A 26,217-nucleotide genomic window follows, 5' to 3' on the forward strand; every position below is an offset into this window, starting at 1 on the left:
TCGATGCATGAGTGCCTCCGAGGACGAGCCGGGCGGCGCCCGGGGTGTCCTGCACCGGGTCCCGGAGGGCTTCGCGACCTTCTTCGGGGCCCTCGGCCTGTTCTGCGCGGTCCTCGCGATCATCGCGCCGCTGCGGCACCTGATGCGGCCGGTGATCCGCTTCCTGGACCTGATCACCGTCCCGGTCAGTGCCAACCTCGCGTACGCCGTCTTCCTCTTCCTGCTCGCCGCCGCCACCGCGGCCCGCAAGAAGGTCGCGTGGTGGCTCGTCGTCAGCTATCTGGGCCTGCTGCTCGCCTTCGACGTCCTCGGGATCGCCCTCGGCTACTGGGCCGAGTCGGTGCCGTCGATGGTCGTGTGCGGCGTGGCCCTGGTCCTGCTGATCCTGGCCCGCGGCGAGTTCTACGCGGACTCGCGGCGCGGTCCCGTCCGGCGGGCCGTCGGCGTGCTCGCGGCGGGGATCGGCCTGGCGATCCTGGTCGGCTGGGGGCTCGTCGAGCTGTTCCCCGGCACGCTGCCGCGCGGCGAGCGGCTGCTGTGGGCGGCCAACCGGGTCTGCGGCGGACTCATCCACGGCCACGACTACTTCGACGGCTCACCGCCGCGCCCGCTCTTCTTCCTGCTCGGCCTGTTCGGCGCGCTCGCCCTGCTGAACGCCGCGATGACGCTGTTCCGCTCGCAGCGCATGGAGGCGGCGCTGCACGGCGACGAGGAGCCCCGCATCCGCGCCCTGCTCGGCCGGTACGGCGACCAGGACTCCCTCGGCTACTTCGCCACCCGGCGCGACAAGGCCGTCGTCTTCTCGCCCAGCGGCAAGGCGGCCGTGACCTACCGCGTCGAGGCCGGCGTGTGCCTGGCCAGCGGCGACCCCGTCGGCGACCGCGAGGCCTGGCCGCACGCGATCGGCGCCTGGCTGGACGTGGCACGCCGCTACGCCTGGGCGCCCGCCGTGATGGGCGCCTCCGAGGAGGGCGCGAAGGCCTTCGCCCGCGCCGGCCTCGGCGCGCTGCAACTCGGCGACGAGGCGATCCTGCACGTAGCGGACTTCGACCTCGACGGCCGCGACATGCGCGTCACGCGCCAGGCCGTGAACCGCGTCCGCCGCACCGGCGCCACCGCCCGCGTACGCCGCCACTCCACCCTCACCGACGAGGAGATGGAGGAGATCGTCGACAAGGCGGACGCCTGGCGGGACACCGAGACCGAGCGCGGCTTCTCCATGGCCCTCGACCGGCTCGGCGACCCCGAGGACGGCGACTGTCTGCTCGTCGAGGCCCTCGACGCCGACGGGCGCCTGCTCGCGCTGCTCTCCCTCGTACCGTGGGGCAGGGACGGCATCTCCCTGGACCTGATGCGCCGCGACCGCAGCGCGCCCAACGGCGTGATGGAGTTCATGGTCGCCGAACTGTGCGTGGTGGCACCGAAGTTCGGGGTCAAGCGGATCTCGCTGAACTTCGCGGTGTTCCGTTCGGTGTTCGAGGAGGGCGCCCGGATCGGCGCGGGACCGGTCCTTCGCCTGTGGCGCAGGCTGCTGCTGTTCTTCTCCAAGTGGTGGCAGCTGGAGGCCCTTTACCGGTCCAACGCCAAGTACCACCCCGAGTGGTACCCGCGCTTCATCTGCTACGGCGACACCGGCTCGCTCGCCCGCATCAGCCTCGCGTCCGGCATCGCCGAGGGCTTCGTCTCCGTGCCGTCGCTGCGCAAGCTGTGGGGCAAGGGCCACACCCGGCCGCGCGGCGTCACCAAGCCCGCCACCACCGAGGGCCTGCCGTCCATCGCCGCGCTCGGCCTCGGCGCCGCCGCCGACGAGGCGTCCCGCGACCCCGTCGACGCGCTGCCCGAACAGATCCGCATCCGGCACCGCAAACTCGACCGGCTGCGCGCGGACGGCGTCGACCCCTACCCGGTCGGCACCGCGCCACGTACCCACGAACTCACCGCGATCCGCCCGGAGATGACGGGCGATCAGGTCACGGTCGCGGGCCGCGTCATGCTCGTACGCGACTTCGGCGGCGTCGTCTTCGCGATGCTGCGCGACTGGTCGGGCGACCTCCAGCTCGCCTTCACCCGCGACCGGTCGGGACAGGACGTCCTGGACGACTTCACCGCCGGCACCGACATCGGCGACCACATCACGGCGAGCGGTGAGGTCGGCCGCAGCGAGCGGGGCGAGCTGACGGTCTTCGTCACCGGCTGGCAGCTCACCGGCAAGTGCCTGCGCCCGCTGCCCGACAAGCGCCGCGGCCTCACCGACCCCGAGGCCAAGGTCCGCCGCCGCTATCTCGACCTGGTCGCGAGCCCCGCAGCCCGCGACGCCGTGCGCGCCCGCTCCACCGCCGTCCAGGCACTGCGCCAGGGCCTGCTCGACCGCGGCTATCTGGAGGTCGAGACACCGATGCTCCAGCAGATCCACGGCGGCGCCAACCCCCGCCCCTTCACCACCCACATCAACGCCTACGACCTCGACCTGTACCTGCGCATCGCCCCCGAGCTGTATCTGAAGCGGCTGTGCGTCGGCGGCATGGAGAAGGTCTTCGAGATGGGCCGCACCTTCCGCAACGAAGGCGTCTCCTACAAGCACAACCCCGAGTTCACGATGCTGGAGGCCTACCAGGCCTTCGCCGACTACGACGTCATGCTCGACCTGACCCGAGAACTCATCCAGGGCGCCGCCACCGCCGCCTTCGGCTCGGCGACCGCCCGCAAGGCCGACGCCGAGGGGCACGTCACCGAGTACGACATCTCCGGCGCCTGGCCGGTCAAGACCGTGTACGGGGCGCTCTCCGAGGCGCTGGGGGAGCACGTCGACGCGGACACCCCGCTGCCCGCCCTGCACCGGCTGTGCGACCGCGCCCACGTCCCGTACACGATCGACGACGGCCGCGGCGACGTCGTCCTGGAGATGTACGAACGCCTCGTCGAGGAGCGGACGACGCTGCCCACCTTCTACAAGGACTTCCCGACCGACGTCTCCCCGCTCACCCGCCAGCACCGCGCCGACCCGCGCCTCGCCGAGCGCTGGGACCTCGTCGCCTTCGGCACCGAACTGGGCACCGCCTACTCGGAGTTGACCGACCCCGTCGAGCAGCGCCGCCGCCTCACCGCGCAGTCGCTGCTCGCCGCTGGGGGAGACCCCGAGGCCATGGAGCTCGACGAGGACTTCCTCGACGCCCTGGAGTACGCCATGCCGCCCACCGGCGGGCTCGGCATCGGCGTCGACCGGCTCGTCATGTTCCTCACCGGCCTGACCATCCGCGAGACGCTGCCGTTCCCGCTGGTCCGCCGCCGCTGACCACGCCGTCCCGCCTGAAAACCGCTGGTCCCATCGGGTGCATTACGGCGCCGCTCGGGTGGATTGGCGCGCGGCGCCGGTGTCGCACAGACGTCGCGGGCTTCGGCCATGCGACGGATTAATGATGAAAACCGATCAGCTGCCACCGGCGCGCCGGGTCCTGCTCCGCTGCGCCGCCGTGCTCGGCGCGGCCGCCACGGCCCGGCTCCTGACCGCGGACACCGCCGCGACCCCCGGCCACGGCGGGTCGGGTGCCGCCGCCGCGTCCGGACCCGCCGCGGGGCCGCAGTCCCGCCGCCCCGGCAAGTCCCCGGCGCGGGCCTCCGCGTACCGGCTCCAGCCCATGGCCGGCCACGGACCCCAGCGCGGCGCCCCCGCGCACCCTGCCGTGCGCCGTGCGCCGATCCTGCGGCTCCCGGACCGGGCCCGCGCCATGGTCCTCACCTTCGACGACGGGCCCGACCCGCGCTACACCACGGACATCCTGCGCACCCTGCGGCACCATGACGCCCGCGCGATGTTCTTCGTGTGCGGCGAGATGGCTCAGGCCCACCCGGACCTGCTGCGCGCGATGGCCGAGGACGGGCACACGATCGGCAACCACACCTGGAGCCACCCCCTGCTGCCCCGGCTGTCCCGGGACTCGATCCGCCGCCAGATGGAGCGCACCTGCGACATCGTGGACGCCGTGGTGGGGCAGCCGCCGGTGTGGTTCCGTGCCCCGTACGGCGCCTGGAACCGCGCCTCCTTCGAGCTCGGCGCGGAGCTCGGCATGGAGCCGCTCGCCTGGACCGTCGACACCCTCGACTGGCGCACGCCCGGCACCGGCGCCATCGTGCGGCGCGTCCTCGACGGCGCGGGCCCCGGTGTCGTGGTGCTCTCGCACGACGCGGGCGGCGACCGCTCCCAGAGCGTGCACGCGCTGCGCGCATACCTGCCCGAACTCCTGGACGCCGGATACCGGCTCACCGTGCCGAGCCGCCATGAGGTGTGAGGCATACGGCTTTTCGCCCGCCGGATTCCTCCGGTGCGTCAGCGCACCGCGACCAGGCGGGCGAACACCACGACGTTCCCGTCATAGCCGTTCCGCTTGGAGAATCCGCCGCCACAGGTGATGACCCGCAATTCCGGAGTTCCGCCGTTCGCGTACACGCGGTCGCCCGGGAATTTGTTCTTGTCGAACACCTCGATGCCATAGATCTCGAAAACGGCCGTACGCCGGTCCCGGCGCAGGATCTCGACGTGCTGGCCCTTCTTGAGCGAGCCGAGGCCGTAGAAGACGGCGGGCCCGCGCTGATTGTCGACGTGCCCGACGACGACGGCCGTGCCCTTCTCGCCGGGCGAGATCGCGCCGGTGAACCAGCCCGCCAGATTCGAGTCGTCCGCGGGTGGCGCGTCCACCCAGCCCTCGGGGTCGAGACCGACGGCGATCATGGGCGCGTCCACGCGGATGGCCTTGACGCGGATGCGGTCCGCGGCGGAGAACGTCAGGGGTGCGGGGGCGCCCGCCTTCTGGGGGGCGCGGTCCGCCGCCGCGGCCGACGCGGGCTGCGGGGGGCCCACGTCGAACTCGCCGGAGCCATTGCGGATCAGCGCGAGTCCGGTCAGCAGCACCAGCGCCATGACGCCCCACGGCGCGCGCTTCCGCTGCCTTTCCGCCTCTTCGAACTCTTCCGACGGCTGGGACGAAGACATTCTCTAGCCCCTCTCAACGCGGCATTCCGGCCGCGCCCATTGCGCGTATCAGCACGCTATGCGCAGCACGCGCGGCGTGCGAAAGGGCGGGAGCGAACGGGTGGCTCACACCGTGCCCTGAGCCATCCGAGTCGCCGCCCGCAGGAAATTTCTGACGGTCCGTGACCTGCGGCAATATCGGCTCGCGCGGACACGCGTCGGCGTGTCTTCTCACCAGGACGGCCGATTCCCGAAATGCGGCCCCACGCGGCACGTCTGAGGGTCTGTCTGGGAGGCGCTCTCTCGCCGATCGACCGGGGACATGGTTGTCCCCGGGGCGTCTTCCGCGGAGGAAAGACCCATGCGCAACTCTCGTGCACTAGCGGCCGTGGTCGCCGCCGGGGCCCTGGTCGGGCTCGCGGCACCGTCCGCCGCGGCCTGGGCGGAACCCAGCAACATCGTCGCCATGCCCAGCGTCATCGCCAGGGGCGGCCAGCTCACGGTCACCGTCGACGGCAGTTCCTGCAGCTCGCCCGGCAGCTACGTCGAGTCACCGGCGTTCCCGCGGACGAACCTGCACACCATTCCTGGCGGCTCCACCGCGAGCGCGACCGTGAAGGTCAACCACAACGCCCACCCCGGCGCGTACGACATCACGGCCATGTGCGGCGGCAAGCCCCTCACCCGGCCGCACGCCTTCACCGTCATCCACGGCGGTGTCCGCGGCGGCATCGGCGGCAGCACGACGTCCGGGGCGACGCGGACCGACATGGCGATCGGCGGGGCGCTGGTGGCGGCCGCCGTCGTGGGCGGCGGGGTGTTCTGGATGCGCCGCCGGTCCGAGAGCAAGGTCTGACCGCCGGTCTTCGCACACCGACGGCCCACCGGCCCGGCGCGTCCCCCTTCCGCGCCGGGCCGGGCGCCTGCCCGGGGGCGTGACCGTGTCGCACATGACCACCGGCTCAGGAGCCGTCCTGGCCGGTGCGGCGGCGGGTCCAGTAGTACGCCGTGCCGAGCACGCCGGCGATGAGGGCGCCGCCGAGCGCGATCTGGTGGGCGTCGAAGCCGTCCGAACTGCCGCCGACTCCCGCCTTGACGCCACGGGTGTGGTGGGGCGTGGGGTGGTGGGTGGGGTTGGACTGGCCGCCGACGATCGTCAGGTCGGTGGTGCCGGACTCCGGGCCGCAGGTGAACGTCACCTCGTACATGGCACCGGGCTTGGCGTCCCAGAAGACCTTCGCCGTGGCCGTCTTCTGGCCCTTGGGAAGGGTGACGTCGTCGAAGACGCCGGAGGTCACCCTGGCGTTGTGCTCGCAGCCGTCGACGCTCAGCGTGACCTGGCCGCCCGCGGCGATGGCGGACGGGGTGACGCGGAAGCCGAACGACGTGATGTTCTCCTCGCCCGCGACGGCTGCGGACACGGGGGGAGCGGTGAGGGTCAGTGCGGTGGCGGTGAGCAGAGCGGCCGAGGCGACGCGTATCGCGCGCATGAGAAATCCTCCGGGTCCCCGAGGAGCAGCCGCGGACCTTCTTCCGCTTGCGCCTGATATGCACCTCGATGCCGTGAACGCTAGGCAGGCCCCCGGTCCGCCGCGATCGCTGTCGTGCGAACGGGGCATCCCTGTGGGCCGGACAGGGGAACGCGACGGCGTGGCGCGGCGGTACGGGCGGGAGATGTGGCAAGGCGTCAGGCCGGGGCGATGGGGCCGGGACGGGGCGCGTGGATGCGTCGCCCGCGTACGGCAGAGGGCTCGAGCGGCTCACACGCCGTGTGATCGCCGCACCCGCACTGGACCGGCGCACACACTCCCCGCGCGGCCGTGGCACGGGGTTGGATGACGCATATGCCGCGCGGATGGGCGCCACGGGGGACAACGGGGGCATCCGACGGCTGGGCCACCGGTACTTCCCCTGCGCCGGTGGCCCCCGCGGCTGCCGGGCGGGACCGGTTCCATGCCTCCCGTAGGGACGATCCCGGCCCGGCACCTGAGGACCTGTCCGGTCCTGAGCGCCCGGCGCTGCTTGCTACTTGCCCGCGCCGGGGAACAGCGCCTCGAACGGCCCGGCCGTCGCCGCGATGCCGCGGCTGTAGGGGGCGTCGAAGTCCCAGATGAGGAAGAGCAGGAACGCGATCAGGGCGGAGAAGAGCCCGGCGAGGATCAACTCGCGGGCGGTGCGCCGGATCTGGAGCGCGAAGATCAGCCCCACCGTCACCAGACCACCGCTGATCAGTCCGAACCACACGACACCCGGCATGGTGGCGCCCGCGCTGTCGGCGCGGGCGCCACGGGCGTCGTCGGCGAGCGCGACCTGGTCGATCAGGGGCTGGTAGGCCTGGGCCTGGAAGTCGCTCTTCGGTTCGTAGTCGGTGACGTCCTCGCGCAGCCGGGTGAGCAGTTCGTCCCCGCGCTCGGTCATCTCGCCGCTGTCGGTCATGACGTCCCACTCCTTCGTCACGACATGGCCGACATACGCCCGTACGTCGTCACGGATCCGCTCCCGCTCCGCCGCCGGGTACACCCGCACCCGCTCATGCACCTCGTGCAGGGCCTGGGCCTCGGCACGCACATGATCCTGGGCGGCGCTGCGGGCCTCCCACACCCCGGCGATGGCGAGGCCGAGGACGATGGCGTACACGACGCCGATCATCATCGTCATGTACTCCATCACGTCGGGTGTTTCCGAAGTGTCATAGTCCGTGGCGGTACGTCGGTGCCGGAGCACCACGATGAAGAGGACGACGGTGCACGCGGCCGCCATCGCGAGGGTGAGAACAAGCCATTCCGACAAGGAGATCCTCCGGCGGTCAGCGCGGTCGCAGCGCGGCGACGGCGAACACCGCGGGCGCGGTGACGAGCAGGGTGAGCGAGACGAGGGACGGCCCGCCGCGCGGAGGCTGCTTGCGGGGCGGGGAGTGGTACACGGGGTAGGCGACGGGCTTGGCCGACGGGGTGGGGCGGCGGGTGCTGGGGGAGGGCTTGGGGGTGGGTGCGGCAGGGGGTGCGAGCTGGGGTTTCGGGGGTGGTGGGGGAGTGGAGAACGGTGGGGGCAGCGGGGGCGGAGGAGGTGCGGGAGTCACCCGGGGCGGTGGGGGTGACGGCTTGGGCGGCGGGGGCGGAGGCGTGGGTTTCGGGGGCGGTTCGACGGACGGCTTGGGCAGGCTCGGGTGGGGCGTCGGCTTCGGCTTGGGGGGAATCGGCGTCGGCGTGGGCTTCGGCGGGTGCGTGGGCTTCGGCGGCGGCGTGGGGCTCGGCGAGCACTGCCCCCCACCGCCGCCCGCGACAGCCGTCGCACCACTGCCCGCCACGACCGTCGCACCCCCGCCCAGGCCGTTCGGTGCGAACGCGCAGGCATCGGCGGGCGCCGCCGCGGCGCCCGCCGGCGCGCCGAGGAGCCAGGCCAGCGTGAGCAGCGCCAGGGCGCGCGTGACGGGGGCCGTACGGCCCCTGGAGGATCCGGGCACGACGGAGATCATGGACCGTGCGCCGTCCGCGCGGGCGTGAGCCGTCGCCCAATCGTCCGAACGTGGGAGCGGCCGTACGCGGGTTCGCGCGCCCCCTGCGCGCCGCGCTCCCGTCGTAACCCTTCGGTGCCTGCTCGAACCCCGCTCGAACTTCCGCCCGGCCCCGCCCGGCCCCGGCCCGAAAAGAATTTTGGGATCGCGTTGAACGCTTCGGCCCGTCCCGCCCGTACCTAGGGCCATGCGTGACGCAGCAGGCGTCACAAAGACGCGACTGCGTCGCAACTGGCAAGCACACAGCGGGAGTTAGAGATGCAGCATGTATCAGGGGGTTCCCCCCGGGCCTGGCGGAGCGCCTCACTCGTAGCGGCTGCTGCGGCCCTGCTGGCGCTGACCACGGCGTGCGGTCAGGACAAGGGGGACCAGTCTCCCGACGGTCAGAACGTGGGCAACCAGGCACCGGTCAAGGACGGGGCCGACGCGGGCGACGGCTACGGCTCGGGCAACGGCTACGGCTCGGACACCGGCAGCGCCGCGGACAGCGCGGGCAAGGCCAAGGCCGCCGGACAACTGGCCGTGTGGGACAGCAAGAAGCTCGGCAAGGTCGTCACCGACAGCGCCGGCTTCACCCTCTACCGCTTCGACAAGGACACCGCCGAGCCGCCCAAGTCCAACTGCGACGGGGCCTGTGAGAAGGCCTGGCCCGTGGTGGCCGCCAAGGGCGCCCAGGCCGCGCCCGGCGTCGACAAGTCGCTGCTCGGCGAGGTCACCCGGTCCGACGGCACCAAGCAGCTCACCATCGACGGCTGGCCGATGTACCGGTTCGCCAAGGACGCCAAGCCCGGCGACGCCAAGGGCCAGGGCGTGGGCGGCACTTGGTACGCCGCGGCGCCCGACGGCAAGAAGGCCGCGCCCGGCGCGGCGGGCGGCGGCGCGGACTCCGGTTCGGACGGCTACGGCGACGCCGACGACGACGCGGACGCCGGTGGCGACGCCGCCCAGCCCGCCGACCTGGCCGGACTCTCCACCCGCAACGACCCCAAGCTGGGCGAGATCGTCGTCGACAAGAACGGCATGACGGTCTACCGCTTCACCAAGGACTCCGCCTGGCCCATGAAGTCCGCGTGCACCGGCGCCTGCCTGGAGAAGTGGCCGGTCGTGAAGCCCGTGGAGAAGAACGACACCAAGGGCATCCTGAAGAAGGGCTTCGTCACCTTCGACCGGCCCGACGGCATCAAGCAGCAGACCATCGACTGCTGGCCGCTCTACACCTTCGCGGGCGACAAGAAGCCGGGCGACACCAACGGTCAGGGCGTCGGCGGCACCTGGTACGCCGCGGCCCCCAACGGCAAGCCGGTGGGCGCCACGAAGTAGCCCCCAGCCGCCCCCCACGGCAACCGGTCCGTTCCTTCCGTACCAAAGGGAAGGAATGGACCGGTTCTTTGGGCTGTGTACGGCACTTGCCAACGGCAGTGACCGAGAACGGACGGCCAATTTCCGTTTTGACTCGCTCCGTTGGCTGACGATCAGTAGCCTCACCTTCGAACACCGGCTCGCCTTGACTACGCCTAAGCCTTGGAGTGTTGATGGAGCGTCCCGACTGGGCCCCGCCGGGCATCGACATCACGGTGCCGAGCGTGGCCCGGATGTACGACCACTACCTGGGCGGCTCGCACAACTTCGAGGTGGACCGGGAGGCGGCCCGCAAGGCGATGGAGTTCATGCCGGGGCTGCCCAAGATCATGCAGGCGAATCGTGCCTTCATGCGCCGAGCTGTGCGTTTCTCCGTCGACGAGGGCATCACGCAGTTCCTCGACATCGGCTCGGGGATCCCCACGTTCGGCAACGTCCACGAGGTCGCGCGGCGGGCCCACGAGGGCGCGCGGGTCGTGTACGTCGACCACGACCCGGTCGCCGTTGCGCACAGCCGTGCGGTTCTCGAAGGCAATGACCAGGCCGCGGCGGCCTACGCGGATCTGCGCAAACCCCGCGACATCCTGGGCAGTTCCGAGGTCAAGGCCCTTTTGGATCTCGACCGGCCGGTGGCGCTTTTGCTGGTGGCCATACTCCACTTCGTCGAGGACGCGTACGATCCGTACGCGGCGGTCGCCGAGCTGCGGGACGCGTTGGCGCCCGGCAGCCTGATCGCCGTGACGCACGCCTCGTACGAAGGGATACCGGTTCCGCAGGAACAGGCCGACGGCACCGTCGGTGTCTACAGGGACATCCGCACTCCATTGATCATGCGATCGCGGCTTGAGATCGCGCGGTTCTTCGAGGGATACGACATGGTGGAACCCGGCCTCGTGCCGATGCCGCACTGGCGGGCCGACACGGAGCTCGCGGAGGAGGACCCCTGGTCCTTCTCCGGGTTCGCCGGCGTGGGACGCAAGCGTTGAGCGCGGAGCCGGACGGACCGGAGGACAGACTGCGCAGGTTCGCCACGATCTGGAGCCGCGCGCTGTACCCGGTGACCGCCACCTCGCTCACCCGCCCCGAGTTCGAGAGCCAACTCCTGCCGCTCGCCCGGCAGTTGCGCCAGGACCTCGCGGAGCGGGTGTTCCGTGCCGCCGACTGCGAGGCCGTGGGCGCCGCCCTCGTCGCCACGCACTGCACCGAGCCGGAGGCGCTCAGCCGCACGCTCGACGTGGTCGACGCCTACCTCGTGCTGTACTGCGGCGAGGAGGCCGAGCCGGACGAGGCGGGCCGCGCGGGCGGCGTCGGCGAGCGCGAGGAACTGCGGGCGCGCTGCTCCCGGATCCAGCACGCCGTCGCCGCCGGGTTCGCCCGGGCGCTGCGCGAGCGGACCCGCGCCGAGCAGGAGGCCATATCCCGGGCGGCCCTCGAAGCGCGCGGCACCGTCGCCGAGGCCCTGCACGCCAGTGAGGCGCGGTTCCGCGCGGTGTTCCACGGCGCCGCCATCGGCATCGGCATCGCCGACCTCGAAGGCACCGTCCTCGAGGTCAACGACGCGCTGATCCGTATGTTCGGCGGCCTTGAGCACCAGCTGCGCGGCCGCAACGTCGCCGAGTGGACGCACCCCGACGACTCGCCGCACGTGTGGAAGCTGTACGAGGAGCTGGTGCGCGGCGACCGCGAGCACTACCGCGTCGAGAAGGCCTTCTACCGCCCCGACGGCACCGTCCTGTGGACCAATCTGACGGTGTCCCTGCTCCGCGACGCCGACGGAGTGCCGCAGTACCAGCTGGCGTTGATGGAGGATACCACCGAGCGCAGGCTCCTGAACCTGCGCCTGCGCTACGAGGCCACGCACGACGCGCTCACCGGACTGCCCAACAGGACGCTGTTCTTCGAGCGCCTGGAGAAGGCCCTGGCAGCGGGCGAGAGCGCCCGGTTCGGCCTCTGCTATCTGGACCTCGACGGCTTCAAGACCGTCAACGACAGCCTCGGGCACGCCGCGGGCGACCGCCTCCTCGTCGAGGTCGCCGACCGCCTGCAGTCCTGCGCGACCGCGCCCGGCGAGATGGTGGCGCGGCTCGGCGGCGACGAGTTCGTGGCGCTGACCACAGGGCCGGACACCGAGCACGAGGTCGACGAGCTGGCCGGGCGCATCATGCACGCGCTGTCCACCCCCATCCGCGTCGAGGGACGCGAACTGACCGTGCGCGGCTCCATCGGCATCGTCGAGGGCCCCGCCGCCGAGCGCGGCGCCGCGGAGGTGCTGCGCAGCGCCGACATCACGATGTACCGGGCGAAGCACGCGGGCGGCAACCGCTACGAGCTGGCCGACCCGGAGGCCGACGCCCGCGCGATCACCCGCCACGGCCTGACCACGGCGCTCCCGGTCGCCCTGGAGCGCGGCGAGTTCTTCATCGAGTACCAGCCGCTCGTGCACCTCGGTGACGGCAGTGTGCGCGGCGCGGAGGCGCTGGTGCGCTGGCTGCACCCGCAGCACGGTGTGATCAGCCCGGACCGCTTCATTCCGCTCGCCGAGCACACCGGACTCATCGTGCCGCTCGGGCGCTGGGTCCTGGAGGAGTCGGTGCGCCAGGCCCGCACCTGGGAGGCGGTGACCGGGGCGGACCAGGCCGGGCTTCCGCTGCGGGTCAACGTGAACCTGTCGCCGTGTCAGCTCACGCACCCCGGCCTGGTCTCCGACACGGTCGAGATCCTGGAGCGGGCGGGCCTCGCGCCGGGCGCGCTGTGCCTGGAGGTCACCGAGTCGGCCCTCATCGGCGCCGACGACGACCTGCTGAAGCCGCTGCGCAGGCTCGCCGAGATGGGCGTGGACATCGCGCTCGACGACTTCGGCACGGGCTACTCCAACCTCGCCAACCTGCGCCGTCTGCCCGTGAGCGTCCTCAAGCTCGACCGCGCCTTCACCCAGGGCATGCAGCACTTCCCTGCCGACCCGGTCGACCTGAAGATCGTCGAGGGCATCGTCTCGCTGGCCCACAGCCTGGACCTCGCGGTCACGGTCGAGGGCGTCGAGACCGGCGCCCAGGCCGACCAACTGCGCGAACTGGGCTGTGATACGGCTCAGGGCTGGTATTACGCGCGCCCCGGGCCGCCGGATCGGTTGCACGAGCTGGCCCTTGCGGACGCGACGTGACCGGCGGGGACGCGGTGACTGGCGGGGGCGCCTTGGGTGGCGGGGTGGGTGCGTGGCCCTGACGGCCTGTCGATTGACGCCGCCGTCTGCCGGGTGACGTCCTCGGCGCGCCTGCGGGCTGGGTGTGGCTGAGCGCGCAGTTCCCCGCGCCCCTTCGGGGCCCGGGTCGGCCCGCGCGTCGCCGCGTGTCACCGTGCAAGCAGCATCCCCTGCAACTCCCGCGCCGCCCGCGGCGGTGCCACGTCGCTGCGGTGGGCCAGGGCGATCGTGCGGCGCAGGCGGGGGCGGGACAGCGGGGTCATGCGGAGGCCGCTGCCGGCGCGCTCGGCGACCATGCGGGGGACGACGGCGACGCCGAGGCCCGCGCGGACGAAGCCGAGGACGGCGTCCATCTCGCCGCCCTCGACGGCGAATTCGGGCTCGAAGCCCTCCGCGCGGCACGCCGCGACGGTCAGCTCACGCAGGTCGTACCCGTGCCGGAACATCACGAGCCGCTCGCCCTGGAGGTCGGCGACCCGCGCGGACGCGCCGAGGCCCGGCGCGTCCGGTGACGACACCACGACCAGGTCCTCGCGCAGCAGTTCCACCGTCGTCAGGGCCGGCGACGGCGTCGGCAGCGGCAGCACCACCAGGGCCAGGTCGAGTGCCCCGCGCGCGAGCTGTCGTACGAGGTCGTGGCTGCCGCCCTCCTCGATGAGGAGCTGGATGCCGGGGTGCCGGTCGTGGAAGTCGCGCAGGACCTGCGGAAGCAGCCCCGTGCAGACGCTCGGCGTCGCCCCGAGCCGCACCCGGCCCCGGCGCAGCTGCGCCAGCTCCTGCACCTCGATGCGCGCGGTGTCGGCGTCGGCGAGGATGCGGCGGGCCAGCGGAAGCAGCGCCTCACCGGCGTCGGTCAGCGCGATGTTCCCGCGCGCCCTGCTGAACAGCTCGGCGCCGAGCTCCTTCTCCAGGGCCCGCACCTGCTGCGAGAGCGACGGCTGCGACACGTGCACCTGCTCGGCGGCCCGCGTGAAGTGCCGGGTCTCGGCGACCGCGACGAAGTAGAGAAGCTGCTGGAACTGCATGCGCCCCACGATAGGCCATGCATAGGGCGAGCCTATGGAGATGAGCGTAACCATCTCTTGGACCGATCGGGACCTTCGGCCGTAGCGTTCCTGGCATGGCTCTGGCAACGCGGACGGACCGACGGCCGTCACTACCGCGCACGGTGTGGGACTCCACCGTCGGCAAGAAGACCGTGATGGCGGTGAGCGGCCTGATCATGCTGCTCTACCTGGTCGCCCACATGATCGGAAACCTGAAGATCTTCTTCGGTCCCGACGACTTCAACCACTACGCGCACTGGCTCCGCACCCTCGGCGGGCCCGTGATGCGCTGGGAGTGGACCCTGTGGGTCGTGCGCGTCGGACTCGTCGCCGCCGTCGTCGCGCACGCCGTGTCCGCGTACCAGCTCAGCCGCCGCGACATCAGGGCCCGCCCGAGCAAGTACGTGCACAAGAAGCCGCGCGCGAGCTACGCGACCCGCACCATGCGCTGGGGCGGGATCATCCTCGGCCTGTTCATCGTCTGGCACATCCTGGACCTGACCACGGGCACCGTGCACCCCGGCGGCTACGAGCACCTGCACCCGTACCAGAACGTGATCGACACCTTCTCCACCTGGTACGGCAACGTCATCTACATCACGGCCGTGGTCGCCCTCGGCTTCCACGTCCGGCACGGCTTCTGGAGCGCCGCCCAGACCCTCGGCGTGGGCAACGCGTCCCGCGACCGCTTCCTGAAGACCTGCGCAAGCGGCCTCGCGCTGCTGCTGACCGTGGGCTTCGTCTCCGTACCCGTCGGTGTCATGACCGGAGTGGTGAGCTGACCGATGAATTCCTATTCCGAATACACCACCGGCGAGCCCGTCGCCGACACCAAGGCGCCGCAGGGCCCCATCGCCGAGCGCTGGGACACCCGCCGCTTCGAGGCCAAACTGGTCAACCCCGCCAACCGCCGCAAGCACACGGTGATCGTCGTCGGCACCGGCCTCGCGGGCGGCGCCGCCGGCGCCACGCTCGCCGAACAGGGCTACCACGTCGTGCAGTTCTGCTACCAGGACTCGCCGCGCCGCGCCCACTCCATCGCCGCGCAGGGCGGCATCAACGCCGCGAAGAACTACCGCAACGACGGCGACTCCATCCACCGCCTGTTCTACGACACCGTCAAGGGCGGCGACTTCCGCGCCCGCGAGTCCAACGTGCACCGCCTCGCGCAGGTCTCCGTCGAGATCATCGACCAGTGCGTGGCCCAGGGCGTGCCGTTCGCCCGCGAGTACGGCGGCCTCCTCGACACCCGCTCCTTCGGCGGCGTCCAGGTGTCCCGTACGTTCTACGCCCGCGGCCAGACGGGCCAGCAGCTCCTGCTCGGCGCGTACCAGGCGCTTTCGAAGGAGATCGCCGCAGGCAACGTCGAGATGCACCCGCGCACCGAGATGCTGGACGTCATCGTCGTCGACGGCCGGGCGCGCGGCATCGTCGCCCGCGACCTGATCACCGGCAGGATCGACACGTACTTCGCGGACGCCGTCGTCCTCGCGTCCGGTGGCTACGGCAACGTCTTCTACCTGTCGACGAACGCCATGAACTCCAACGCGACGGCCGTGTGGCGCGCCCACCGGCGCGGCGCCTACTTCGCCAACCCCTGCTTCACCCAGATCCACCCCACCTGCATCCCGCGTACCGGCGACCACCAGTCCAAGCTCACGCTGATGAGCGAGTCGCTGCGCAACGACGGCCGCATCTGGGTGCCCAAGGCCAAGGGCGACACGCGTCCGGCCAACGAGATCCCCGAGGACGAGCGCGACTACTACCTGGAGCGCATCTACCCGTCCTTCGGCAACCTCGTGCCCCGCGACATCGCCTCGCGCGCGGCCAAGAACGTCTGCGACGAGGGCAGGGGAGTGGGCCCCGGCGGCCAGGGCGTGTACCTGGACTTCGCCGACGCGATCCAGCGGATGGGCCGCAAGGCGGTCGAGGAGAAGTACGGCAACCTCTTCGACATGTACGAGCGCATCACCGCGGAGAACCCGTACGAAGTCCCCATGCGGATCTACCCGGCGGTGCACTACACGATGGGCGGCCTCTGGGTCGACTACGACCTCCAGACCACCGTCCCCGGCCTGTTCGCGATCGGCGAGGCCAACTTCTCCGACCATGGCGCGAACCGCCTCGGCGCCTCCGCCCTGATGCAGGGCCTCGCCGACGGCTACTTCGTCCTGCCCTCGACCATCAACGACTACCTGGCGCGCCACCCGCACAAGGACGAGGTCGACGCCGACCACCCGGCCGTCCAGGAGGTCCTCTCCGAGACCGAGGACCGCCTGAACCTCCTCCTGGCCGTCGACGGCGACCGCACCCCCGACTCCTTCCACCGCGAACTCGGCGAGCTGATGTGGGAGTTCTGCGGCATGGCCCGCACCGAGACGGGACTGTGCAAGGCCCTGGAGCGCATCCCGCAGATTCGCGAGGAGTTCTGGCGCCGCATCAAGGTGCCCGGCACCGGCGAGGAGTTCAACCAGTCCCTGGAGAAGGCCAACCGCATCGTCGACTACCTGGAGCTCGCCGAGCTCATGTGCCTCGACGCGCTGCACCGCGCCGAGTCCTGCGGCGGCCACTTCCGCGAGGAGTCCCAGACCCCGGACGGCGAGGCCGCCCGCGTCGACGAGGACTTCTCGTACGCGGCCGCCTGGGAGTTCACCGCGACCGGCGACGCCCCCGTCCTGCACAAGGAAGACCTCGTCTTCGAGTACGTCCACCCCACTCAGCGGAGCTACGCATGAAGCTCACCCTGCGCGTCTGGCGCCAGAAGAACGCCGACGCCGACGGCGCGATGTCCACGTACGAAGTGGACGGAATCTCCTCGGACATGTCCTTCCTGGAGATGCTCGACACCCTCAACGAAGAGCTCATCGTCAAGGGCGAGGAGCCGGTCGCGTTCGACCACGACTGCCGTGAGGGCATCTGCGGCGCGTGCTCGCTCGTCATCAACGGCGACGCGCACGGGCCCGAGCGCACCACGACCTGCCAGTTGCACATGCGGTCCTTCGACGACGGCGATACCATCGACATCGAGCCGTGGCGGGCGGCCGCCTTCCCGGTCATCAAGGACCTGGTCGTCGACCGCTCCGCCTTCGACCGCATCATCCAGTCCGGCGGCTACATCAGCGCCCCCACCGGCTCGGCCCCCGAGGCCCACGCGACCGCCGTGCCCAAGCCGGACGCGGACTTCGCCTTCGAGCACGCCGAGTGCATCGGCTGCGGCGCCTGCGTCGCCGCTTGCCCCAACGGCTCGGCGATGCTGTTCACTTCAGCCAAGGTCAACCACCTCAACGTGCTGCCGCAGGGCGCCCCGGAGCGCGAGACCCGCGTCCTCGACATGGTCGCGCAGATGGACTCCGAGGGCTTCGGCGGCTGCACCCTCACCGGCGAGTGCGCGACCGCCTGTCCGAAGGGCATTCCGCTGCCGTCGATCGCGGCCATGAACAAGGAGTGGCTGCGGGCGACCCGGAAGGCGCGCTGACCGGCCGCCCGCCTGGCCGGGGGCGGATACCGGGACAATAGTCCGTTGCACGTCAGCGGTTGCGTGCCCGCCGAACGCCCGTGGCAAAATCAGCGCGTGCTGATCGGGATGCTGGGTCCATTCAACGTTCGCGCGGACGACGGCGGCTTGGTCGACGTGCCGGGCGCGCGGCTGCGCGGGCTGCTTGTCGCCCTCGCGCTCAAGCCGGGCCACGCGGTCCCGAAGGCGTCGCTCGTCGACTGGATCTGGGGTGAGCACCCGCCCGCGGACGCGACGAACGCCCTGCAGCGGCTGGTCTCCCGGCTGCGGAAGGTGCTGCCGGACGGGGTGATCGAGGGGCAGACGGACGGCTACCGGCTGAAGGTGGAGCCCGACGCCGTCGACGCCGTGCGCTTCGAACGCCTCGTCAGCGCGGGCGAGTCCCGTACCGAGGACGCCTCCCGGCGCGTGCGGCTGCTGCGAGAGGCCCTCGAACTGTGGCGCGGCGCGGCCATGCAGGACGTCGGTCTGCAGGAGAGCGGCGCGTTCGACGCCGCCGTCGTCCGGCTCGACGGGCTGCGCCTGACCGCCACGGAGGAGTGGGCCGACGCGGAGATCACCCTCGGGCGCGGCGCGGAGCTGGTCACGGAGCTGACGGACCTGGTGGCCGCGCACCCGGTACGGGAGCGGCTCGCCGCCGCACTGATGCGCGCCCTCGTCGCCGCAGGCCGCGACAGCGAGGCGCTTGTCGTCTATCAGCGCGCGAGGGAGGCACTGGCCGACACGCTGGGCGTCGATCCCTCGCAGGAGCTGGCCGCGCTGCACGTCGCGCTGTTGCGGGGCGAGCTGGGGCGCGGCGACGCGGGGCGCGACGAGGCGAGCCGCAAGACCAATCTGCGGGCCGAACTGACCACCTTCGTCGGCAAGGGCGCCGATGTCGCCGCGGTCGGCGAGCTCGTCGCCGAGCACCGGCTCACCACCGTGATCGGTCCCGGCGGCGCGGGAAAGACCCGGCTGGCCACGGAGACCGCGCGCACCCTGGTCGGCGATCTGCCGGACGGCGCCTGGCTGGTGGAGCTCGCCTCCATCGGCGCCGACGGCGACGTGACCGACGTGGCGCAGGCGACGCTCGGCGGGCTCGGCCTGCGGGACGCCCTGCTCGGCGGGGCCGCGAACGCGACGCTGACGGACCGGCTCATCGCCGCCATCCGCGACCGCGAGGCGCTGCTGATCCTGGACAACTGCGAGCACGTGATCGAGTCGGCGGCGACGTTCGCCCACGGCGTGCTCGGGCAGTGCCGGCGGCTGCGCATCCTGGCGACGAGCCGGGAACCGCTCGGCATCACCGGCGAGGCACTGTGGCCGGTCGAGCCGCTGGCCCTGCCCGAGGGGGACGCGGACCCGTCCGGCATCGAGTCCTCGCCCGCGGTCCAACTGCTGAGGGACCGGGCCGGGGCGGTGCGCCGGGACCTCGCCGCCGACCCCCACACGCTGGCGACGATGGTGCGCGTGTGCCGGGCGCTCGACGGCATGCCGCTGGCGATCGAACTGGCCGCTGCCCGCCTGCGCACCATGTCCGTCGACCAGCTCGCCAACCGCCTCGACGACCGGTTCCGCCTGCTCACCAGCGGCAGCCGCACCGCGCTGCCGCGGCACAAGACGCTGCGCGCGGCGGTCGACTGGAGCTGGGAACTGCTCACCCCCGAAGAGCGGACGGTCCTGCGCAGGCTGTCGGTGTTCTCCGGCGGCGCGAGCCTGGAAGCGGCCGAACGGGTCTGCGCGGGGGACGCAGGGGACACGGTCGAGCAGTGGCAGGTCCTCGAACTGCTCACCGCGCTCACCGAGAAGTCGCTCCTTGTCGCCGAGGGCGACAGCGCCCCGCGCTACCGCATGCTCGGCACGATCAAGGAGTACGCGGGGGAGCGGCTCGCGGAAGTGGGGGAAGCGGACCTGGCGCGCGACGCGCACCTGACCTACTTCACCGAACTGTGCGAGACCGCGGAGCCGCATCTGCGCCGCGCCGAGCAACTGGACTGGCTCGCCACGCTGGAGGCCGAGCACGACAACATCGGCGCCGCGACGCGCGGCGCGCTCGCGGCGGGCGACGCGCAGGCGTCGATGCGGCTCGCGGCGGGCGCGGGCTGGTACTGGTGGCTCGGCGGGCACAGGACCGAGGGCTTCGAGATGCTCACGGCGGCCACAAGCATGCCCGGCGAGGTGACCGACGGGGTGCGGGCCACGGCGTACGGCCTTGTCGCGATGTTCGTGAGTTCCGGGCGGGGCGACGCGAACCAGGCCGAGGAGTGGATCCGCAAGGCGCACCGGTTCGGCGCGCACGGCAAGGACCGTCACCCGCTGCTGGGCTTCATCGTCGCGCTGGAGCGCATGCTGGAGGGGCCGGACGCGTCCCTGCCCGAGCTCGAGCGGCTGCTCGGCGACGAGGACCCCTGGGCGCGCGCGCTGGCCCGGCTGCACCTGGGCAAGATGCGGGTCGTCCTCGGCCGGGAGGGGGCGGAGGCGGACGCGTACCTGGAGCGGGCGCTCGTCGAGTTCCGGGCGGTCGGCGAACGGTTCGGGATCTCGTTCGCCCTGACCGAGCTGGCGGAACGGATCGCCGTGCGCGGCGAGTTCGCCCGCGCGTGTCAGTACTACGAGGAGGCGATCGCGGTCGTCACCGAGGTCGGCGCCACCGAGGACCTCATCCGGATGCGGTCGATGCAGGCCCGGCTGTACTGGCTGGACGGCGACGAGGCGGCCTGCGCGGCCACCGTCGCCGAGGCGGAGCGGTACGCGGAGCGGGTCACATGGCCGGACGCGCTGGCCGAGCTGGCCTTCGCGAAGGCGGAACTCGCCCGCTGGGGCGGCGACGTGGCGGAGACGCGCAGGCAACTCGACGTCGCCACCGCCCTGTTGGGCGACGAGGCGGAGCACTCGTACATCCTCGCGATGACGCACGACATGCTCGGCTATGTCGCCGAGGACCTCGGCGAGGCCCGGGAGCACCGCGCGGCGGCCTTCGCGGCGGCGTCCGAGGCGGGACACGCGCCGCTGACCGCGCAGATGCTCGTCGGGATCGCGGACCTGGCACTGCGCCAGGGCGACGACGAGCAGGCCGCGCGGCTGCTCGCGGCGAGCGCGGGGGTGCGCGGCCTCAAGGACCGCTCGCAGCCGGACGTGGCCCGGATCGAGCAGAGCGCGCGGAGCCGCCTCGGCGACGTGAAGTTCGCCGAGGCGGCTCAGGAGGGGAAGGACGGCGACTGGTCCCAGCTGGTCGAGGTGACGCTCGCTTCGTGAGCGTCACCCGCTCCGTGAACGTCAGGCCCGCTTCTTGAACGTGGAGATCGCCCACACGTATCCGACGACGGCGATCCCGACGCACCAGGCCAGGGCCGCGAGCGTGTCGCCGCCCGACGGGTCGCCCGCCAGGAGACCGCGCAGGGTCTCGATGATCGGGGTGAAGGGCTGGTACTCCACGAACTGCCGGACACCGGTGTCCATCGTCTCCGCGGGGACGAACGCGCTGCTCAGGAAAGGCAGCATGATCAGCGGCACGGTGGCCATGCCCGCCGACTCCACGCTCTTCGCGGCGAGCCCCATGGCGACGGTGAGCCAGCTGGCCGCGAAGCTCAGGAGCACGATGACACCGAGCACACCGAGCCAGTCGAGGGCGCTCGCGCCCGGGTCGAACCCCATCAGGAACGCCACCCCGACGATGGCCGCGCAGGCCACCAGGGCACGCACCGTCGTGATGACGACATGCCCGGTCAGCATGGCACCGCGGGAGACGTCCATGACCTTGAACCGGTTGATGACGCCCTTGGTCATGTCGTCGTTCACGGCCGTCGCGGTGGCCCCGAGCCCGTAGCTGATGGCCATCACGAGCAGGCCTGGTGTCGCGTAGTCGATGTAGGAGACGCCGACGTCGAACCCGCCGCCGAGCACCTTGACGAACATCAGCATGAGCACGATCGGCAACAGGATCGCGTTGAACATCGTGATCGGGTTCCGCATGCTGTGCTTGATGTTGCGGCGCAGCATGATCGCCGAATCGCCCAGTGTCGTCGAGATCGTGCTCATCGCGCGATCGCCTCCTTGGTGGTGTTCTCGGTCAGGGCGAGGAAGACGTCGTCGAGGTCGGGGGTGTGCAGGGACAGCTCGTCCGCCTCGATGCCGACGGAGTCCAGCCAGTCGAGGACGGAGCGCAGTTCGCGCTGGCTGCCGTCGCTGGGGATCCGCAGCGACAGCGTCTCGTCGTCCGTGGTGGCGTCGCGCAGCGTGGCGGCGGCGGAGCGGTACGCGGCCGGGTCGGTGAAGCGCAGGCGCACATGCCCGCCGGGGATGCGCCGCTTCAGCTGTTCGGGGGTGCCCTCGGCGACCAGGCGGCCGTGGTTGAGCACCGCGATCCGGTCGGCGAGCTCGTCGGCCTCGTCCAGGTACTGGGTGGTGAGGAAGATGGTGGTGCCGTCGGCGACGAGGCCGCGGACGATGTCCCACATGGTGCGCCTGCTGCGCGGGTCGAGGCCCGTCGTCGGCTCGTCCAGGAAGATGATTTCCGGCTTGCCGATCAGCGTCATGGCCAGGTCGAGCTTGCGGCGCATACCGCCGGAGTAGGTCGCGACCAGCTTGTCCGCCGACTCCACCAGGTCGAACCGCTCGAGGAGCCCGGTGACCACGTCACGGGAGCGCACCCGCTTCAGGTCCGCCATGAGCTGCAGATTCTCCCGGCCCGAAAGCAGCTCGTCCACCGCGGCGAACTGACCGGTCACGCCGATGGCGGCCCGCACCTGCTTGATTCCCGTCGCCACGTCGTGGCCGGCGACGCGCACCGACCCGGCGTCGGCGGTCATCAGCGTCGTCAGGACGTTCACCGTGGTCGTCTTGCCCGCCCCGTTCGGGCCGAGCATCGAGTAGACCGATCCGGCGGCGACCTCGAAGTCGATGCCGTCGAGAACGACCTTGTCGCCGTATGCCTTGCGAAGGCCTGTCACTGCAATCGCTGAACTTTTCATGCCCCTACCTTCGCGACGGGGGCTGTCAGCCGTCTGTCACACCCCTGACACGGCCACTGACACGGCGTTCCATGGCATCGTCCTTGGTCAGAGGGGTGTGGTGGCCGCGGTGGCCCGCGCCAGGTACGGCCCCGTCCGGCTCCCGGCGACCCGGGCCACGTCGGCCGGGGCCCCCGCGGCGACCACGCGCCCGCCGTCGTCCCCGCCCCCGGGCCCGAGATCCACCACCCAGTCCGCTCCGCCCACCACGGCCATGTCGTGCTCGACGACGACCACGGAGTGCCCGGCGTCCACCAGCTCGTGCAGCCGCCCCACGAGCACCTCCACATCCGCCGGATGCAGCCCGGCGGTGGGCTCGTCGAGGAGGTAGAGGGTGTGCCCGCGCCGCCCCCGCTGCAGCTCGCTGGCCAGCTTGATGCGCTGCGCCTCGCCGCCGGACAGCTCCGTCGCGGGCTGCCCGAGCCGCAGATAGCCGAGGCCTACGTCGAGGAGCGTGCGCAGGCTGCGCAGTACGGCGGGCGTTTCGGCGAAGAAGTCGGCGGCGGCCTCGACGGTCAGGTCGAGGACGTCCGCGACGGTCAGCCCGCCGTGCGTGACCTGGAGGGTCTCGGGGTTGTAGCGGGCGCCCCCGCAGTCCGGGCACGGGGCGTACGTGCTGGGCAGGAAGAGCAGCTCGACGCTCACGAACCCCTCGCCCTGACAGGTCTCGCAGCGCCCGCCCGCCACGTTGAAGGAGAACCGCCCCACGCCGTAGCCGCGCGCCTTCGCCTCGTCCGTCTCCGCGAACACCTTGCGTACGACGTCGAAGAGTCCGGTGTACGTGGCGAGGTTGGAGCGGGGCGTGCGGCCGATCGGCTTCTGGTCCACGCACACCAGGCGGTCCACGCCCGCGAGCTCCTCCGCACGCTCGGCCAGCTCGCCGATCAGCGTGGACTTGCCCGATCCCGAAACCCCCGTCACGGCTGTGAACGCGCCCAGCGGGAACTCCGCCGTCACGTCCCGCAGGTTGTGCCGCGACACCGGGCCGACCTTCAACCAGCCGCGCGGCGTACGCACCTGACGTACCGTCACAGGCTCCCGGTCGAACAGGAAGCGCGCCGTGGCCGACTCCGCCACCGCCTCGAGGTCGGCCACCGGGCCGCTGTGCAGCACACGCCCGCCGTGCTCGCCCGCCTGCGGTCCCACGTCGACCAGCCAGTCCGCGTGCCGCATCACGTCCAGGTGGTGCTCGACCACGAACACCGAGTTGCCCGCCGCCTTGAGCCGGTCCAGGACGGTCAGGAGCGACTCGGTGTCGGCGGGATGCAGTCCGGCCGACGGCTCGTCCAGGACGTACACGACACCGAAGAGCCCCGAGCGCAACTGTGTGGCCAGGCGCAGGCGTTGCAGCTCGCCCGCCGAGAGGGTGGGGGTCGCGCGGTCGGGGGAGAGGTAGCCGAGGCCCAGCTCTGTGATCGTGCCGATGCGGGCCAGGAGATCGGCGGTGAGGACCCCTGCCGTCTCCGCGCCGGCTGCCCCCGCGCCCGAACCGGCCGCCGCCTCAAGGCACTTGGCCAGCTCGGACAGCGGCAGCGCGGACAGCTCCGCGATGGTGCGGCCCGCGAACGTGACCGCCATCGCCTCCGGCCGCAGCCGGCTGCCGCCGCAGGCCGGGCACGGCTCGCTGGCCAGGAACCGCTCGGCCTTCGTGCGCAGCGTCTGGCTCTTGGAGTCGGCGAACGTCTTCATCACATAGCGCCGTGCGCTCATGTACGTGCCCTGGTACGGGCGTTGGATGCGGCCCGCGTCGCGCACGGGGTGCACGGTGACGACCGGCTGCTCGTCGGTGAACAGGATCCAGTCGCGGTCGGCCCGCGGCAGCTCGCGCCACGGGCGGTCCACGTCGTGGCCGAGGGCGTCGAGCACGTCGCGCAGGTTCTTGCCCTGCCAGGCGCCGGGCCAGGCGGCGATCGCGCCGTCGCGGATGGACAGCGATTGGTCGGGTACGAGCAGGTCCTCCGTCGTGCGGTGGACCCTGCCGATGCCGTGGCACTCGGGACAGGCCCCGGCCGCCGTGTTCGGCGAGAACGCGTCGGAGTCGAGACGTTCCGCCCCCGCCGGGTAGTCGCCCGCGCGCGAGAACAGCATCCGCAGTGAATTGGAGAGCGTCGTGACCGTGCCCACCGACGAACGGGACGTGGGTGCCGCGCGGCGCTGCTGGAGCGAGACCGCGGGCGGCAGCCCCGTGATCTCCCCGACCTTCGGTGCCCCCACCTGGTGGATCAGGCGGCGCGCGTACGGGGCGACCGACTCGAAGTAGCGCCGCTGCGCCTCCGCGTAGATCGTCCCGAACGCGAGCGAGGACTTCCCGGAGCCGGAGACCCCGGTGAACACGGCGATGACGTCGCGCGGAACGTCCACGTCGACCCCGCGCAGATTGTGCTCGCGGGCACCCCGGACCCGTACGAAAGGATCGTGGTCGTGAGCGGGGCGACTGTGCATGGGGCGGGCTCCGTACGCGGATCGGGGGCAAACCCCACGATTCTAGGCCGGGGCGGGTTCCGCACCCTGAGCGGAGTGCGCGGTGGCCCCAGGTGCCGGTGCCGGTGCCGGTGCCCGCAGGCCCGCGATCCGCGCCAGGCGCCGGAAGGAGTCCCGGAGTCCCTCGCGGTCGTACGTGCTCGTCGTCACCAGGACCTCCTGCGCGCCGCTCTCCTCGATCAGCTTCTCCAGCTCGGCGGCGACCTGGTCCTCGGTGCCGGCGATGTGTCCGCGCAGCCCCGACTCGTAGAAACCGCGCTCCTTCTCCGTCATCGCTCCCGTCGCCACGAGCTCCTCGACGCGCTCGGCGGGCGGCAGCGGCGGAAAGGTGCCGTGGGTGCGGGAGTACGCCAATGACCAGGCCTCGGGTATGAGCAGCCGCCGGGCCGCCTCCTCGGAGTCCGCGACGGCGATCGAGCCCGAGACGACGACGTACGGCTCGGCCGACCAGGCGGAGGGCCGGAACGCCGCGCGGTAGCGCTCGACGGCGGCCAGCATCTTCTCGCGGCCCCTGATGTCGCCGACGACCATAGGAAGCCCCGATTCCGCCGCGATGCGGGCCCCCTCGCCGATCGCGAGGACGTACGGTGGCACGCTCAGGCCCTCCGCCGGGCGCGCGTGCACACCCGTGTCCGAGGTGCCCCGGAACCAGCCGAGCAGTTCTTCGAGATGTGCCGCGAAGTCGTCCGCGTCGTGCTTGTCACGCCCGAGCGCCCTGCGCACGCCGTCCGTGAACCCGACCGAACGCCCGAGCCCCATGTCGATCCGCCCCGGGAACAGCGCTTCGAGCACCCCGAACTGCTCGGCCACCACCAGCGGCTGATGGTTCGGCAGCATCACGCCGCCCGTGCCCACCCGGATGCTCCGCGTGGCCCCGGCGACCGCCGCCGCGAGCACCGTCGGAGCGGAACCGGCGACCCCCGGCACGCCGTGGTGCTCGGACACCCAGAACCGGTGATACCCGAGCGCCTCCAGCTCCTGGGCGAGGGCGACGGTGTCCCGCAGGGGTTCCGTGGTGTCGTGTCCCTCGCGGGTTCGGGAGCGGTCCAGGACCGAGAGTCGTAGGGCGTTCACCTCTCCATGATCCGCCAGGTCCCTGGGGCGGGCAAAGTGATTCTGGCCGCACTTGGCGTGCGGCTCCCGGCGGAGG

At 71.9% G+C, this 26,217-nt stretch carries 19 protein-coding genes; 10 read left to right on the forward strand and 9 right to left on the reverse strand.

The features are described 5' to 3' along the window. Window positions 1-7 precede the first annotated feature (7 nt). Window positions 8-3,292, forward strand: a complete 3,285-nt coding sequence (lysX, locus tag IEY91_RS20470; protein WP_189175133.1) for a bifunctional lysylphosphatidylglycerol synthetase/lysine--tRNA ligase LysX — start codon at window positions 8-10, stop codon at window positions 3,290-3,292. Between the two features lie 124 nt (window positions 3,293-3,416). Then, entirely contained in the window at window positions 3,417-4,286 is an 870-nt protein-coding gene (locus IEY91_RS20475; RefSeq protein WP_189175134.1) for a polysaccharide deacetylase family protein, read from the forward strand. A gap of 38 nt (window positions 4,287-4,324) precedes the next feature. On the opposite strand, the gene IEY91_RS20480 is transcribed toward IEY91_RS20475, so the two are convergent. Then, on the reverse strand, window positions 4,325-4,987 hold the full coding sequence (locus IEY91_RS20480) for a class F sortase (protein ID WP_164317910.1): 663 nt from the start codon (window positions 4,985-4,987) through the stop codon (window positions 4,325-4,327). 340 nt (window positions 4,988-5,327) lie between these two features. Between IEY91_RS20480 and IEY91_RS20485 the strand changes: the two genes are divergently transcribed. Further along, window positions 5,328-5,822, forward strand: coding sequence for a hypothetical protein (locus IEY91_RS20485; protein WP_164317908.1), 495 nt, complete (start codon window positions 5,328-5,330; stop codon window positions 5,820-5,822). Between the two features lie 106 nt (window positions 5,823-5,928). Here the strand turns inward: IEY91_RS20485 and IEY91_RS20490 are convergent, their stop codons facing one another. The 3 genes from IEY91_RS20490 to IEY91_RS20500 all read right to left on the reverse strand — a co-directional run bounded on the left by IEY91_RS20490 (window position 5,929) and on the right by IEY91_RS20500 (window position 8,429). Next, window positions 5,929-6,456: a hypothetical protein gene (locus IEY91_RS20490; protein WP_189175135.1), complete on the reverse strand. Its 528-nt coding sequence runs from the start codon at window positions 6,454-6,456 to the stop codon at window positions 5,929-5,931. A gap of 535 nt (window positions 6,457-6,991) precedes the next feature. Continuing rightward, window positions 6,992-7,756 carry a bestrophin-like domain gene (locus IEY91_RS20495; RefSeq protein WP_189175136.1) on the reverse strand — a complete coding sequence of 255 codons (765 nt, stop codon included), beginning with the start codon at window positions 7,754-7,756 and terminating at the stop codon, window positions 6,992-6,994. A 16-nt stretch (window positions 7,757-7,772) separates the two neighbouring features. Next, the gene (locus IEY91_RS20500; protein ID WP_229697112.1) at window positions 7,773-8,429 is read right to left on the reverse strand and encodes a hypothetical protein; all 657 of its coding nucleotides are present in this window, start codon (window positions 8,427-8,429) and stop codon (window positions 7,773-7,775) included. Between the two features lie 309 nt (window positions 8,430-8,738). Between IEY91_RS20500 and IEY91_RS20505 the strand changes: the two genes are divergently transcribed. The 3 genes from IEY91_RS20505 (at window position 8,739) to IEY91_RS20515 (ending at window position 12,999) form a co-directional block, all read left to right on the forward strand. Beyond that, entirely contained in the window at window positions 8,739-9,800 is a 1,062-nt protein-coding gene (locus tag IEY91_RS20505) for an SCO0930 family lipoprotein (protein ID WP_164317901.1), read from the forward strand. A gap of 212 nt (window positions 9,801-10,012) precedes the next feature. Beyond that, window positions 10,013-10,825: an SAM-dependent methyltransferase gene (locus IEY91_RS20510; RefSeq protein ID WP_189175138.1), complete on the forward strand. Its 813-nt coding sequence runs from the start codon at window positions 10,013-10,015 to the stop codon at window positions 10,823-10,825. Continuing rightward, window positions 10,822-12,999, forward strand: coding sequence for a putative bifunctional diguanylate cyclase/phosphodiesterase (locus tag IEY91_RS20515; RefSeq protein WP_164317897.1), 2,178 nt, complete (start codon window positions 10,822-10,824; stop codon window positions 12,997-12,999). The genes IEY91_RS20510 and IEY91_RS20515 overlap by 4 nt, the downstream gene beginning before the upstream one ends. A gap of 188 nt (window positions 13,000-13,187) precedes the next feature. Here IEY91_RS20515 and IEY91_RS20520 read toward each other — a convergent pair whose 3' ends face one another. Beyond that, window positions 13,188-14,063 (reverse strand): LysR family transcriptional regulator, encoded by an 876-nt coding sequence (locus IEY91_RS20520; RefSeq protein WP_164317895.1) that lies wholly within the window; start codon window positions 14,061-14,063, stop codon window positions 13,188-13,190. A 95-nt stretch (window positions 14,064-14,158) separates the two neighbouring features. Between IEY91_RS20520 and IEY91_RS20525 the strand changes: the two genes are divergently transcribed. The 4 genes from IEY91_RS20525 (at window position 14,159) to IEY91_RS20540 (ending at window position 20,832) form a co-directional block, all read left to right on the forward strand. Further along, complete coding sequence (locus tag IEY91_RS20525; RefSeq protein WP_189175139.1) at window positions 14,159-14,866, forward strand: succinate dehydrogenase; 708 nt, start codon at window positions 14,159-14,161, stop codon at window positions 14,864-14,866. A 3-nt stretch (window positions 14,867-14,869) separates the two neighbouring features. Further along, the gene (locus IEY91_RS20530; protein WP_189175140.1) at window positions 14,870-16,819 is read left to right on the forward strand and encodes a fumarate reductase/succinate dehydrogenase flavoprotein subunit; all 1,950 of its coding nucleotides are present in this window, start codon (window positions 14,870-14,872) and stop codon (window positions 16,817-16,819) included. Next, entirely contained in the window at window positions 16,816-17,559 is a 744-nt protein-coding gene (locus IEY91_RS20535) for a succinate dehydrogenase/fumarate reductase iron-sulfur subunit (RefSeq protein WP_189175141.1), read from the forward strand. Before IEY91_RS20530 ends, IEY91_RS20535 begins: the two co-directional genes overlap by 4 nt. 96 nt (window positions 17,560-17,655) lie before the next feature. Beyond that, on the forward strand, window positions 17,656-20,832 hold the full coding sequence (locus tag IEY91_RS20540; RefSeq protein WP_189175142.1) for an AfsR/SARP family transcriptional regulator: 3,177 nt from the start codon (window positions 17,656-17,658) through the stop codon (window positions 20,830-20,832). Between the two features lie 21 nt (window positions 20,833-20,853). Here IEY91_RS20540 and IEY91_RS20545 read toward each other — a convergent pair whose 3' ends face one another. The 4 genes from IEY91_RS20545 to IEY91_RS20560 form a co-directional block, all read right to left on the reverse strand. Next, the gene (locus tag IEY91_RS20545) at window positions 20,854-21,615 is read right to left on the reverse strand and encodes an ABC transporter permease (protein WP_164317884.1); all 762 of its coding nucleotides are present in this window, start codon (window positions 21,613-21,615) and stop codon (window positions 20,854-20,856) included. After that, window positions 21,612-22,547 carry an ATP-binding cassette domain-containing protein gene (locus IEY91_RS20550; protein ID WP_189175143.1) on the reverse strand — a complete coding sequence of 312 codons (936 nt, stop codon included), beginning with the start codon at window positions 22,545-22,547 and terminating at the stop codon, window positions 21,612-21,614. Before IEY91_RS20550 ends, IEY91_RS20545 begins: the two co-directional genes overlap by 4 nt. An 87-nt stretch (window positions 22,548-22,634) precedes the next feature. Then, window positions 22,635-25,028, reverse strand: a complete 2,394-nt coding sequence (locus IEY91_RS20555; RefSeq protein WP_189175144.1) for an excinuclease ABC subunit UvrA — start codon at window positions 25,026-25,028, stop codon at window positions 22,635-22,637. A 42-nt stretch (window positions 25,029-25,070) separates the two neighbouring features. After that, entirely contained in the window at window positions 25,071-26,141 is a 1,071-nt protein-coding gene (locus IEY91_RS20560) for an LLM class flavin-dependent oxidoreductase (RefSeq protein ID WP_189175145.1), read from the reverse strand. Between the last annotated feature and the right edge of the window lie 76 nt (window positions 26,142-26,217).

The sequence above is a fragment of the Streptomyces lasiicapitis genome (genome assembly GCF_014646335.1).
GTDB classification, from domain to species: domain Bacteria; phylum Actinomycetota; class Actinomycetes; order Streptomycetales; family Streptomycetaceae; genus Streptomyces; species Streptomyces lasiicapitis.

What these genes read in the sequence shown, in the direction of transcription:
- lysX (WP_189175133.1), top strand. Translation starts at nt 8, where the DNA reads ATGAGTGCCTCCGAGGACGAGCCGGGCGGCGCCCGGGGTGTCCTGCAC.
- IEY91_RS20475 (WP_189175134.1), top strand. Translation starts at nt 3,417, where the DNA reads ATGAAAACCGATCAGCTGCCACCGGCGCGCCGGGTCCTGCTCCGCTGC.
- IEY91_RS20480 (WP_164317910.1), bottom strand. Translation starts at nt 4,987, where the DNA reads ATGTCTTCGTCCCAGCCGTCGGAAGAGTTCGAAGAGGCGGAAAGGCAG.
- IEY91_RS20485 (WP_164317908.1), top strand. Translation starts at nt 5,328, where the DNA reads ATGCGCAACTCTCGTGCACTAGCGGCCGTGGTCGCCGCCGGGGCCCTG.
- IEY91_RS20490 (WP_189175135.1), bottom strand. Translation starts at nt 6,456, where the DNA reads ATGCGCGCGATACGCGTCGCCTCGGCCGCTCTGCTCACCGCCACCGCA.
- IEY91_RS20505 (WP_164317901.1), top strand. Translation starts at nt 8,739, where the DNA reads ATGCAGCATGTATCAGGGGGTTCCCCCCGGGCCTGGCGGAGCGCCTCA.
- IEY91_RS20510 (WP_189175138.1), top strand. Translation starts at nt 10,013, where the DNA reads ATGGAGCGTCCCGACTGGGCCCCGCCGGGCATCGACATCACGGTGCCG.
- IEY91_RS20520 (WP_164317895.1), bottom strand. Translation starts at nt 14,063, where the DNA reads ATGCAGTTCCAGCAGCTTCTCTACTTCGTCGCGGTCGCCGAGACCCGG.
- IEY91_RS20525 (WP_189175139.1), top strand. Translation starts at nt 14,159, where the DNA reads ATGGCTCTGGCAACGCGGACGGACCGACGGCCGTCACTACCGCGCACG.
- IEY91_RS20530 (WP_189175140.1), top strand. Translation starts at nt 14,870, where the DNA reads ATGAATTCCTATTCCGAATACACCACCGGCGAGCCCGTCGCCGACACC.
- IEY91_RS20535 (WP_189175141.1), top strand. Translation starts at nt 16,816, where the DNA reads ATGAAGCTCACCCTGCGCGTCTGGCGCCAGAAGAACGCCGACGCCGAC.
- IEY91_RS20545 (WP_164317884.1), bottom strand. Translation starts at nt 21,615, where the DNA reads ATGAGCACGATCTCGACGACACTGGGCGATTCGGCGATCATGCTGCGC.
- IEY91_RS20550 (WP_189175143.1), bottom strand. Translation starts at nt 22,547, where the DNA reads ATGAAAAGTTCAGCGATTGCAGTGACAGGCCTTCGCAAGGCATACGGC.
- IEY91_RS20555 (WP_189175144.1), bottom strand. Translation starts at nt 25,028, where the DNA reads ATGCACAGTCGCCCCGCTCACGACCACGATCCTTTCGTACGGGTCCGG.